Source organism: Candidatus Thioglobus sp. NP1 (genome assembly GCF_003326015.1).
Taxonomy (GTDB): domain Bacteria; phylum Pseudomonadota; class Gammaproteobacteria; order PS1; family Pseudothioglobaceae; genus Pseudothioglobus; species Pseudothioglobus singularis_A.
Genome location: NZ_CP023860.1, coordinates 441,120 through 453,426, shown reverse-complemented (window position 1 = coordinate 453,426; position 12,307 = coordinate 441,120). Strand labels below are relative to the sequence as shown.

General features: G+C 33.9%; 9 protein-coding genes. 5 read left to right on the top strand and 4 right to left on the bottom strand.

All coding sequences use genetic code 11. The annotated features are described in order from the left end of the window. Positions 1 to 43: 43 nt before the first annotated feature. The gene (locus tag CRN91_RS02310) at positions 44 to 973 is read left to right on the top strand and encodes a Nudix family hydrolase (RefSeq protein ID WP_114114847.1); all 930 of its coding nucleotides are present in this window, start codon (positions 44 to 46) and stop codon (positions 971 to 973) included. Here the strand turns inward: CRN91_RS02310 and CRN91_RS02305 are convergent. Together CRN91_RS02305 and yaaA are read right to left on the bottom strand one after the other, a co-directional pair. After that, the gene (locus tag CRN91_RS02305; protein WP_114114846.1) at positions 970 to 1,236 is read right to left on the bottom strand and encodes a glutaredoxin family protein; all 267 of its coding nucleotides are present in this window, start codon (positions 1,234 to 1,236) and stop codon (positions 970 to 972) included. The two genes, CRN91_RS02310 and CRN91_RS02305, sit on opposite strands and share 4 nt — an antisense overlap. Before the next feature lie 89 nt (positions 1,237 to 1,325). After that, positions 1,326 to 2,078: a peroxide stress protein YaaA gene (gene yaaA, locus CRN91_RS02300; RefSeq protein WP_114114845.1), complete on the bottom strand. Its 753-nt coding sequence runs from the start codon at positions 2,076 to 2,078 to the stop codon at positions 1,326 to 1,328. Between the two features lie 140 nt (positions 2,079 to 2,218). On the opposite strand from yaaA, the gene gltB reads away from it, so the two are divergent. Then, positions 2,219 to 6,736 carry a glutamate synthase large subunit gene (gltB, locus tag CRN91_RS02295; RefSeq protein WP_114114844.1) on the top strand — a complete coding sequence of 1,506 codons (4,518 nt, stop codon included), beginning with the start codon at positions 2,219 to 2,221 and terminating at the stop codon, positions 6,734 to 6,736. Here gltB and CRN91_RS02290 read toward each other — a convergent pair. Beyond that, positions 6,733 to 6,915, bottom strand: coding sequence for a DUF6726 family protein (locus CRN91_RS02290; protein ID WP_114114843.1), 183 nt, complete (start codon positions 6,913 to 6,915; stop codon positions 6,733 to 6,735). The genes gltB and CRN91_RS02290 overlap by 4 nt on opposite strands. Further along, positions 6,912 to 7,400 (bottom strand): type 3 dihydrofolate reductase, encoded by a 489-nt coding sequence (gene folA / locus CRN91_RS02285; protein ID WP_114114842.1) that lies wholly within the window; start codon positions 7,398 to 7,400, stop codon positions 6,912 to 6,914. Before folA ends, CRN91_RS02290 begins: the two co-directional genes overlap by 4 nt. Positions 7,401 to 7,457: 57 nt before the next feature. Here folA and CRN91_RS02280 point away from each other — a divergent pair, with 57 nt between their 5' ends. The 3 genes from CRN91_RS02280 to mfd all read left to right on the top strand — a co-directional run bounded on the left by CRN91_RS02280 (position 7,458) and on the right by mfd (position 12,289). Next, positions 7,458 to 8,048 carry a Maf family protein gene (locus tag CRN91_RS02280; protein WP_114114841.1) on the top strand — a complete coding sequence of 197 codons (591 nt, stop codon included), beginning with the start codon at positions 7,458 to 7,460 and terminating at the stop codon, positions 8,046 to 8,048. Next, positions 8,045 to 8,632: a TIGR02466 family protein gene (locus CRN91_RS02275; protein WP_114114840.1), complete on the top strand. Its 588-nt coding sequence runs from the start codon at positions 8,045 to 8,047 to the stop codon at positions 8,630 to 8,632. Before CRN91_RS02280 ends, CRN91_RS02275 begins: the two co-directional genes overlap by 4 nt. A gap of 228 nt (positions 8,633 to 8,860) precedes the next feature. Next, positions 8,861 to 12,289 (top strand): transcription-repair coupling factor, encoded by a 3,429-nt coding sequence (gene mfd / locus CRN91_RS02270; RefSeq protein ID WP_114114839.1) that lies wholly within the window; start codon positions 8,861 to 8,863, stop codon positions 12,287 to 12,289. Positions 12,290 to 12,307: the final 18 nt, after the last annotated feature.

Below are 12,307 nucleotides of genomic sequence, written 5' to 3'. Positions count from 1 at the left end.
GATAATAGAAAAAATCTATTAAACATTTATCTTAAAAAAGGCTTTGTCAAATAAAAATTTAATTATTAAGGTTGTTGTAGGAATTATCTCTAATAGCGACAATGAGTTGCTAATTACTAAGCGTAAAAAAGATCAATTTATGCCAGGCTACTGGGAACTTCCAGGAGGAAAAATTGAATCTGAAGAAGATAATATTAGTGCTCTTAAAAGAGAGTTTTTTGAAGAGGTAGGAGTCACTATTACTGAATGCAAACTAATACAAAAATTAAATCATCATTACGTTGATAAAACTGTGCAGCTCTGGGTCTATAATGTTGAGCATTTCTCTGGTAAACCTTTTAGTAAAGAGGGTCAAGAAGTAGCTTGGGTTAGTATTGAGAAATTTAAAAACTTAGAATTACTGCCTACAATGTGGAAAATAATTAATACGTTTAACCTACCAAATAGTTACTGGATTACCCCTGATAATCATCAATCTAATTTAATTGTTAATGAATGTGAAAATCACTTAGCAACTGGCACTGAAATTATCCAGCTTCGAAGCAAAACTCCTCTTGATAGTTCTTATATTAACGACATTTATAAGCTATGCAAAAATTACCAAGCTAAACTGATTCTTAACATTCCAAACAAAACCTATAACGAGAATTGTGATGGCTGGCATTTAACTAGTTCAGAGTTTTTAAGTCTAGATAAAAGACCATTTACAGAAACAAAACTCTTTGGCGCCTCTTCACACAATGAAAAGGAGGTAAGACATGCTGAAAAAATTTCTGCTGACTACATAAGTTTATCTCCAATACAGGAAACTCAAAGTCACCCAAATATACTGCCTTTAGGGTGGGAGATTGCTAGTAGCATAATTGAGCAATGTGACTTACCAGTATTTTTATTAGGCGGAATGAATAGAGGGCTAATAAAAAAAGCTTTAGGAATTGGCGCTCAAGGTATTGCAGGAATTAGAGATATTTAAGAACGGGCTCCAGACAACTCTATAACTTTATCTTGAATATCTTTTTTACTCATTTTAACCAAGCCATCAGAACCACCCTCACATAAAAGTTGGTCATCTACAAATATCTGTGGAACCGTTCTAAATCCTGATTTCATAAAAAAATCTCTTGCAGCATTATCCTCTTGAATATTCAATGTCTCATAATCGATATCAAGATTATCTAGATAATTTTTAGCTCGGGTGCAGTAAAAACATGAATGAGAGGTATAGACTTTTATCATAATTTATAAAAAGATTAGGTTAGTAAAAAAAGTGACAACAATATACCAGTAATGAGATATTTTTAAAAATCTATTTAATTATAAAAGCGCTAGTCTCGGAGATAAACCCAGACTGATTCACTTGAAAGCTTCTCATCGAAACGATAGCCTTCATCTGAAAAGTTTTTAAGAGATTCCGCATTTGTCAAACGGTTACGAATAATATAATTAACCATTAACCCCCTAGCTCGTTTTGCATAGATGCCTATAACTTTGTAAGTATCAGCCTTTTTGTCTTTGAAAACGACGTCTAAAATATCTGCTTTTAAAGTTTTCTTATCAATAGCTTTAGAGTATTCATTAGAAGCAAGATTTACTATAAGTTCAGACTCATCTTCATTTAGAACTTCACTAATCTCAGATCCCCAATATTCATAAAGATTTTTACCCTTATGATTATTAAGCTTTGTTCCCATTTCTAAGCGGTAGGGTTGAATTAAGTCAAGAGGCCTGAGAACTCCGTAGAGCCCTGAGAGCATGCGAACATTTTCTTGGGCAAAATCAAGATCTTTATTTGAGAGCGACGGTGCATCAATACCACTATATACATCACCCTTAAAAGCCAATAATGCTTGCTTTGCATTATCTAATGTAAATGGTGTTTTAAATTTTTGAAAACGTTCAAAATTTAGTTTTGATAACTTTTCACTTACTGACATTAGTTTAGAAATTTGCTCTTGAGATTTATTTTTTAAAATCCCAACTAACTCATTTGAGTCATTTAGTTGTCGCGTCTGGGTATGAGATTCAATATCACAAGATGAAAAATCTTGGGTTTTCGAAGGGGAAATGATAGCTAACATATAGTGAACAAAAATGAAACAATTCTACCTTAGAATCCCTATTATGACAATACTTATGGGTAAACTTGGTATTCAATAAAAAACTGATATAATGTAGACTATATATATAAGTTTCATTCTTTATTTAATTTCAGTTTTTTATGAAAAATAAGCAATTACACTTGCCGAAGCCTCATGGACTCTATCACCCTAACAATGAAAAGGAAAATTGTGGTGTGGGATTTATTGCTAATATTAAAAAAAAATCCTCTCATAAGATAACCCAGGATGCACTTGAAATGCTTTCGCGAATGGATCATCGTGGAGCCTGTGGCTGTGAAGCAAATACTGGCGATGGTGCTGGGATATTAACCGATATCCCCCATGAGTTTTTTTATGATGAGATCAAATCACTATTTGGTATCAAAATTGAAAAAGGAAATTATGGTGTAGGTAATGTATTTTTACCTCAAGATGATGTTGAAAGGACTCACTGTATTTCAATTATTGAAAAAACCATTAAAGAAGAAGGTCAAACTTTAATTGGCTGGCGTGATGTACCCTTTGATGCTCTCAAGGCTGATGTTGGAGATACTGCTAGAGATTCGCAACCAGTAATTAAACAGGTCATAATTGGAAACTCAAAAGGTCTAGATTCAGATTCTTTTGAAACCAGTCTTTATATTATTCGAAAACATGTTTCTAAAGTTATCCGAACGGATGAATCTCTTACTCAAGCGCTCTTATTTTATATTTGTAGTTTATCTACTAGAGTAATTATTTATAAAGGTATGCTAATGGGATCTCAATTGCTGGAATTTTATACAGACCTTAATAATAAGAAATTTATTACTTATTTAGCAATGGTGCACTCTCGCTTCTCAACAAATACTTTCCCATCCTGGGACCGTGCACAACCTTGCCGTTTTATGGCTCATAATGGTGAAATTAATACTCGTCAAGGAAATTTTAACTGGATGAGGGCTCGCGAAGGCGTTCTGGAAAGTGATGTTTTTGGTGATAACTTAAATAAAACTTTACCAGTTATAGAAACTGAAGTTTCTGACTCTGGAAGCTTTGATAATGTTCTGGAATTTCTTCTTATGAATGGAAGGTCTCTTCAAGAAGCTGTATTAATGATGGTTCCTGAGGCTTGGCAAAATGACAAAGAAATGAGCAAAAGTAAAAAGGCTTTCTATGAGTATTTTTCAAACGTAATGGAGCCTTGGGATGGTCCAGCCTCGATTGCATTTACTGATGGTCGATACATTGGAGCCGTTCTTGATAGGAATGGTCTTAGGCCTTCTCGTTATTATATTACTCATGATGATCGAGTTATTATGGCGTCAGAAGTTGGAGTTGTTGATGTCGAAACTAATAACGTCAAAACGAAAGGTCGACTAAGGCCAGGGAAAATGTTTCTCATTGACTTCGACAAAGGAGAGTTGGTTGATGATGATGAGATTAAAGAGGACTTCGCCTCAAAGAATCCATATGAAATATGGTTAAAGGAACAACAAATACTTCTTTCTGATTTAAAAAAATATGATGATACCCATGGGTTTTTTCCAGAAACTCTTGTCAACCGTTTACAAGCTTTTGGCTACAGTACTGAAACTTTAAAGTTTATGCTTTTGCCACTTGTAACTGAATTGAGAGATCCTGTTGGTTCAATGGGAAATGACTCTGCATTAGCCTGTCTCTCAGATCAGTCAAGAATAATCTATGACTACTTCAAACAGCTTTTTGCTCAGGTTACTAATCCAGCAATCGATTCAATTCGTGAAGAGGTTGTTATGTCACTGAGCTGTTCAATTGGTCCAGAGGGAAATTTATTAACTAATAAAGCTGAAAATGCTAATCGATTAATAATTGATCATCCTATTTTGACAAATGAAGAGATGTCCTCACTAATTCAATGCAATCATCGAGGATGGACTAGTAAAACAATTGATATCACTTATGATATCAATGAAGGGCATAGTCTAGACTTAATGCTTGACTCTATATGCCAGCAAAGCACTCAAGCAATTAATGATGGTCATAGCTTAGTAATTCTCTCGGATCGCAAAATTAGTGCAAATCGCAATGCCATAAGTGCCCTACTAGCGTCCTCAGCAGTTCATCGACACTTAGTAGCTATTCATAAGCGAACTCAAGTAGGAATAATTGTAGAGACTGGAGAAGCAAGAGAGGTTCATCATTTCTGTCTTTTATCTGGCTTTGGGGCAGATGCAGTAAACCCATATCTTGCTTTTGAAGCTTTATGGCAAGCAAGAAGAGATAAGCTACTTGATCTTGAGGATGATCAAGCTATTGTTACATCATATCGAAAAGCTATTGCTAAAGGTATGCTTAAAGTCATGGCAAAAATGGGTATTTCTACTCTGGCATCTTATAAAGGTGCACAAATTTTTGAGGCCGTTGGACTCTCTGCAGAGGTAATGAATAAGTGTTTCTTTGAAACAGCCAGTCGAATTAGTGGTGTTGGTTTTGATGTAATTCAAAAAGAATCTGAAGCTCAACACAAAAAAGCTTTTCTATCAAATTCGCTTAATAATCTTGGGCATTATGCTTGGCGTAGTGGTGGTGAAAAACATATGTGGGAGCCTGAAACAATAACAAGCTTACAACAGGCTGCTAGAAGTAATGATCAAAATGCATACTGGGAATTTGCTCAAAAATCTAATGACGAAGGAACTAGAAATTGTACTCTTAGAGGATTAATGGCATTTAAATCAGTCACTCCAATTAATATTGATAAAGTTGAGCCAGCAAAAGAAATTGTCAAAAGATTTGTTACTGGTGCAATGAGTCTTGGTTCAATATCTCCAGAATCTCATGAATCACTCGCTATTGCTATGAATCGAATCGGTGGTAAATCGAATACTGGAGAGGGTGGAGAAGATCCAAATCGCTGGACTCCTGACAAAAATGGTGACTCTCGCCGTAGCTCTATAAAGCAAGTTGCCTCTGGCAGATTTGGTGTTACTATTGATTACCTTAATAATGCTGATGAACTTCAAATTAAAGTTTCACAGGGTGCTAAACCTGGTGAGGGTGGAGAATTACCTGGCGGAAAAGTAGATGATTTTATTGCTAAGATACGTTGTTCAACAGCAGGTGTTGGTTTAATTAGTCCACCACCTCATCATGATATTTATTCTATAGAAGATTTATCACAACTTATCTTTGATCTTAAAAGATCTAATCCTGAGGCTCGAATAAGTGTCAAGCTAGTTTCTGAAGTTGGTGTCGGTACTGTGGCTGCTGGAGTTACTAAAGCAAAATCAGATCATATAGTTATTGCTGGGCATGATGGAGGAACTGGAGCATCACCATTAACTTCTATTAAACATGCAGGCCTACCTTGGGAGCTTGGTGTTGCAGAAACCCATCAAACATTAGTGATGAATGATCTTCGATCAAGAGTAGTTATTCAGACAGATGGTCAACTTAAAACTGGAAGAGATGTTGCTATTGCTGCATTACTAGGGGCTGAAGAGTTTGGATTTTCTACCGCCCCATTGATAACACTAGGTTGCATCATGATGCGTAAATGTCATCTAAATACTTGCCCAGTTGGAATTGCGACACAAGACAAAGTTCTTCGTAAAAAATTCACTGGTAAACCTGAACATGTTGTTAATTACTTGTTTATGGTGGCAGAGGATTTACGAATTATTATGGCTGAACTTGGATTTAAAAAACTTACTGATATGGTTGGCCGTGTTGATATGCTTGAAATGAATAAAGCAATAAACCATTGGAAACAAGACTCAATTGATCTTAGCAAGATATTAACTCCTGCTGATAATCAATATAGAGATGCTGGAACTTATCAATCAATAAAACAAGATCATCAACTCAATGAGCAGCTTGATCATGATCTAATTGCCAAGTCAAAAAATGCTATTGAAGGAAATGGCAAAGTTAAATTTGAATCTCATATTTCTAATACTGATCGTGCAGTTGGAGCAATGCTATCATCACATATTGTCAAAACTAGAAAAGGTAATAACTTAAAGGATGGCTCAATAAATATTGATTTCAAAGGCTCTGCAGGTCAATCCTTTGGTGCATTTCTTGCAAATGGTATTTCTTTATCCATTGAAGGCGATGCTAATGACTATGTTGGAAAAGGCTTATCTGGTGGTCGAATTGTTATTTATCCTCCAAAAAATTCTACCTACCTTGCACACAATGAAATTATTGCCGGTAATGTCTGTGGATATGGGGCTACTGGAGGTGAAATGTATCTTTCTGGTCAAGTTTCAGAACGCTTCTGTGTTAGAAATTCTGGATTGATTGCCGTAGTTGAAGGAATTGGTGACCATGGTTGTGAATATATGACAGGTGGTAGGGCAGTAATCTTAGGCGAAGTAGGTCGTAACTTTGGTGCTGGAATGAGTGGTGGAATCGCTTATGTATATAATCCTAAATTAACTCTTAAAGGTAGGTCAAATTCAACCACAATAGATTTTGATTCACTAGATAAAGAATCAAGTGATGAGTTATCTTCATTAATTGAAAAACACTTTAAATTAACTAACTCTTTGATTGCTGAACAAATATTAAATAATTGGGATCAAGAAATACTTCACTTTGTTAAGATAATGCCTAAAGCACTAAAGGAGGTTTTGGCTGCTAAAAATAAATTACTTTTACAAGCCAGTTAGATTGGTATTGCATCTATCAGATCAGCGCTAGCTCCTATAAATTCATCCACACCATTACCTACAACTGGTATCACTGAGAAAACTGCTCCTGTAACTCTCATAGGAGCAGTTACTACCTTAGTAAAAACGCAACCAGATACATAAAATATTATTAAACTCAATAAAATCAACTTTTTCATTGAGAGCGCTCTAAAACAATAAAGTGATGTTCATAAGTATTAAGAGAGTCTGCCTGATGTGTTTCGCAGCTTACTTCATGCCACTCAGATTTATCATAATTAGGAAAATACACATCGCCATCGAATGATCCCTCAATTTTTGTAATATAGAGTCTTGATACATCTGGTAATAATTGTTCACACAAGCTTGCTCCTCCAATAACCATTACTTCAGGCTCATCCTTTGTAATTGAAAGAGCTTGCTCAATATTAGAGACTATCTCACATCCAGGAATTACAATGTTAGTATTTCTTGTAATTACAATATTTCGACGATTAGGTAATGGCCTTCCAATAGAGTCATATGTTTTTCGACCCATCAGGATGGACTTTCCAATTGTAATTTTCTTAAAATAAGCTAAATCAGCTGGAAGATGCCATGGCAATTTATTATCTTTACCAATCAAGCGATTGTCATCCATTGCAACGACTATTGATAAGCGCATAAAGTTTTGTTTTAATAAAGTAAAATATTAGATTATTTTACAATTTTTAAACTTATAGTGTTACTAATTCTAGCCTCATCATCGCCTTTTAGAAGAGACATTTTAATGAAGCTTGGTATGCCATTTGTTACCACATCTCCAGATATAGATGAAAGCCGAAATACATCAGAGTCCCCTTATAATCTGGTCACTCGCTTATCCGAGGAAAAAGCTCTAAAAGCTTCAGAAACTCATTCTGGTCTAATCATTGCATCTGATCAGGTTGCTACTTTAGATTCTGGAAATAATGAAACTGATAAGATATTTAACAAACCACTTACTCAAGAAAATGCCTTTTTGCAACTGAAACAATGCTCGGGTAGAACTGTTAGGTTTCTGACAGGTATTGTATTAATGAATACTGAAACCTTAAAAATACAATCACATGTTGAACTTTTTAGGGTTACACTTAAGCCTCTAAATGATGATCAAATTTTGTCCTATTTAGAGAGTGAAAATGTTCTTAACTGTGCGGGAAGTTTTAAGTCAGAAGGCCTAGGAGTTGCATTATTTAATAAAATGGAAGGCAATGATCCTAATAGTCTTATTGGTCTCCCAATAATCCAACTAATCCAAATGCTTGCTAAGGAAAATGTTCATATCTTATGAAGAAAAATAAAGAATATTTATATAAATTTGTATCACCAATACAAATAAGTGACTTGGAATTAAATATTGATTCTTTAATTGAGTTCTGTTATGAAATGAAACAAAAAAACCAAGCAGGAGTTAAATTAACTAATATGGGAGGGTGGCATAGTGACAATATTCTTAATGAGACTCACACAGAATTTGTTAAGCTTAAAAATAAAATAGAAGAAAATGCAAATGCATTTCACAATCAAATGCAATTAAAAAAAACACTAAAACAAAAATTATCAAATATTTGGATTAATATAAATCCTAAGGGGGGTTCAAATGATTTCCATGATCATCCAGGTGCTTGCTTTTCGGGAGCATTCTATTTGAAGGGAGAAGCTCCAATTGTTTTTCAACATCCTTATAAGGACATTACAACATATTTCTGGAAAGAATCTATTATAGAAAAATGGAATTCAGCAAATTCAGGTCAATGGAAATATAAACCAGAACCAAATGTGCTTCTTTTATTTCCAGGGTGGTTGGAACATAAGGTTCTTATGAATAGTGAGGAAACTGATAGAATTTCTATTTCTTTTAATACGACTATTTAAAAATTCTGTTGCAGTGCTCTGTGACCAAAACATCAGTTGAATTATTAAATTAACAATTTGAATAATCTCCTTATTGACATTTAAAGAAGTCATATACTTCGCACCAAAGTTCTTACTAAGTATAATGATTCAACTCTACCTAATATAAAAAATGGAGAAATTTGCACGCGCTTCTCATAATGAGATTTGTTGATTTGATGCGTTTTTAAACAAAAGTGAGAAGTTCTTATGAGCATTATTTATCCTAACAACTTTAGGCCTTTTGCTGCTGGTCTAACCGACAACTGGGGAGCACTATTTGGCTCATCTGAAGCATTAGCACTTATAGAATTTGCTGAATCAAACAATCAAGTTGTTATTTACATTGCTAAAGATATTACTCATTATGATGAGATTAGAAAAGCGCTAAGCTTTTTTAATTCATCACTAGAGATCTTAGAATTTTCAAGTTGGGAAGTCCTTGCATTTGATCACTTTTCACCACATCCAGATATAGTTTCATCAAGACTCAAAACTCTTGCGCGCTTATCTTTACTCAAATCTGGAATAGTAATAACTACCCTTGAGACAATGTCTCAAAGATTATGTCCCACTGACTACATTGATAAATATAGTCTTAGCTTAATCAAAGGGCAAACTCTTGAAATAGAGACTTTTATTTCAAAGCTTAGTAAGATAGGTTATCGAAGAGTAGCTACTGTTATGGAGCAAGGTGAATTTAGTATTAAAGGGGCATTAATAGATCTATATCCTATGGGGACCAAATTACCCTACCGTATTGACTTATTTGATAATGAAATTGACTCAATCAGAACCTTTGATGCCAACTCACAAAGATCAATTGAAGTAATAAATTCTATTTATCTACTTCCTGCTCGTGAATTTGCATCAGATCATGAAAGTATTTCAACTTTTAAGAGTAATTATTTATCTGAATTTGGAAATACTAATGGCTTCATTTATGACGAAGTAAATGAAGGTCGTTTTCCTGGTGGAATCGAATTTTATTTACCATTATTTTTTGAGCAAACAAGCTCACTTTTTGACTTTTTTAATAATAAGCCAATTATTGCTTATCGTAAGGGCCTTGATGAGGAAATGAAAATCCAGAGTAATGAATTATTAGAACGCTTTAAACATTGTCAAAATTCTCTAGAAAGACTTCCTTTAGAAATTAATAAAGTATTCTTAAATCAGGAACAATTTTTTAAAGAACTTAAAGATAAAAAACAAGTTCAAATACAAACTTCAAAATTAGAACAAAAAGCTGCATTAAATTTTTCTTCTTCTATACTTCCTCCCTTAAAAATAGAAGCTCAAACTAAAAAACCTTTAAATAAACTAATTGATTTTATTGAAAATTTTGATGGTAAAGTCTTAATTGTTTGTGAGTCTGAAGGTCGCCAAAGTGTTCTTAATGATCTTTTATCGAGTTACAATTTGAAAGCATTAGATTGTTTAAGCTGGATGGATTTCATAAAGCAAAATAATAAGCTATGCATAACTAATGCTAGTTTAAATGAAGGGATATTATGTAATCAAATTGCAATTATTACCGAAAATAACCTCTTTGGCCAAGATGCTGTTAATCAAAAAAGAAGAAGACGAGCAAAACATAAAGATTTTGATGAGGCAATTAAAAGCCTTGTTGAAATTCAATTAGGTGATCCAATTGTTCATGAGCATTATGGTGTTGGTCGTTATTTAGGTCTTAAAAGTAAAACCTTTGATGATAATCAACAAGATTTTTTATCATTAGAATATGCTAATGGCTCAATACTTATGGTTCCAGTAGCTTCACTTAATCTAATTTCTAGATATTCAGGGGCAAGCTCTGATAATGCGCCTCTTCATAAGCTGGGAAGTCAACAGTGGACAAAAGCAAAAAGAAAAGCATCTGAAGCTCTCTATGATGTTGCAGCAGAACTTCTAGAGATTTATGCTAAGCGACAGTCTCAAAAGGGGTTTGCTTATCCAGCACCTAGTGACTCTTATAGCTCTTTTGTTTCAAGTTTTGCGTTTGAAGAGACTCCAGACCAACTTAAAACGATGGATGACGTTCTTCTAGATATGCAATCTGATAAACCAATGGATCGTTTAGTATGTGGAGATGTGGGCTTTGGAAAGACTGAAATAGCAATGCGAGCTGCATTCTTAGCTGTTGAAGCTGGTAAGCAAGTTGCAATCCTTGTGCCAACAACTTTATTAGCAAGTCAACACCGCCAAACTTTTAATGATCGCTTCTCAAAGTTCCCAATAATGATTAAATCTCTTTCAAGATTTCAAAATACCAAGGAACAAATTCAAATTAAATCAGAGCTTAAGGAAGGAAAAATTGATATTATTATTGGCACTCATAAGTTGATACAAGGAACTATTGAGTATAAAAATTTAGGATTAATAATTATTGATGAAGAACATCGTTTTGGTGTTAAACAAAAAGAATCACTAAAAAAGATTCGAGGGCAGAGTGACATACTTACCATGACTGCAACACCAATACCTAGATCATTAAATATGGCACTAGGAGCACTTAAAGAACTATCAATTATCGCCTCACCGCCGGCAAAAAGAACAGCCATTCAAACATTTGTAGATGAGTGGAATGATGAATCAATAAAAGAGGCTTGCTCTAGGGAACTTCATAGAGGTGGACAAATATTTGTTGTTCATAATGATATAGATACTATTGATAATATGGCTGAATCTTTGAGCAGTCTAATGCCAAATATTAATGTAAGAGTTGCTCATGGACAAATGCCCACTAAAGAACTTGAACAAATTATGGCTGATTTTTATCATCAACGCTTCCAGCTTCTTGTTTGCACAACTATTATTGAAACTGGTATAGATATACCTAGTGCTAATACAATTATTATTAATAATGCACAAAATTTTGGGCTTGCTCAGCTTCATCAACTTCGGGGAAGAGTTGGTCGCTCGCATCATAAAGCGTATGCGTATCTTGTAATTAAATCTCATCAATCAATAACTTTAGATGCAAAAAAACGACTTGATGCTCTAGCTTCTCTAGAAGAGCTTGGAGCAGGATTTATGCTTGCCAACCATGACTTAGAGATCCGCGGTGCTGGTGATTTATTAGGTGAAAATCAAAGTGGAAAAATATCTGAAATTGGATTTAATTTATATCATGATTTATTAAAAAGAACAATTCAAGCAATTAAGAATAATGAAAAATTTGATATTAAAGATGCATTAGTTGAAGAGGTTGAAATAAATACAGGAATTGCCTGCATTATTCCTGAAACTTATTTAACTGATGTTCATGAGCGACTGATACTTTATAAAAGGATTGCTAGTGCGAGTGATGATGATGAGTTAAAAGAATTAAAGATTGAAATGATTGATCGTTTCGGTTTACTTCCTGACTCTACCAAAAATCTATTTGAGTCTACCTCATTAAAGCTTTACTCAAAAGAAATTGGAATTGACAAAATTAACATCTATGATGATAAATCAGAAATCACTTTAAAAGAAAAAAATACAGTTGATGCCTCTAAGATTATTAATTTAATTCAAACGAATTCTCAAATATTTCAATTAAAAAATCAAAATACTCTTATATATAAGGACACAATGGATGCAGATTATTCCCGTATAGAAAAAATAAGCAAATTACTAGGAAGTATTGTTTAAGGGATTTTCTTTAGAAGG

What these genes read in the sequence shown, in the direction of transcription:
- CRN91_RS02305 (WP_114114846.1), bottom strand. Translation starts at nt 1,236, where the DNA reads ATGATAAAAGTCTATACCTCTCATTCATGTTTTTACTGCACCCGAGCT.
- yaaA (WP_114114845.1), bottom strand. Translation starts at nt 2,078, where the DNA reads ATGTTAGCTATCATTTCCCCTTCGAAAACCCAAGATTTTTCATCTTGT.
- gltB (WP_114114844.1), top strand. Translation starts at nt 2,219, where the DNA reads ATGAAAAATAAGCAATTACACTTGCCGAAGCCTCATGGACTCTATCAC.
- CRN91_RS02290 (WP_114114843.1), bottom strand. Translation starts at nt 6,915, where the DNA reads ATGAAAAAGTTGATTTTATTGAGTTTAATAATATTTTATGTATCTGGT.
- folA (WP_114114842.1), bottom strand. Translation starts at nt 7,400, where the DNA reads ATGCGCTTATCAATAGTCGTTGCAATGGATGACAATCGCTTGATTGGT.
- CRN91_RS02275 (WP_114114840.1), top strand. Translation starts at nt 8,045, where the DNA reads ATGAAGAAAAATAAAGAATATTTATATAAATTTGTATCACCAATACAA.
- mfd (WP_114114839.1), top strand. Translation starts at nt 8,861, where the DNA reads ATGAGCATTATTTATCCTAACAACTTTAGGCCTTTTGCTGCTGGTCTA.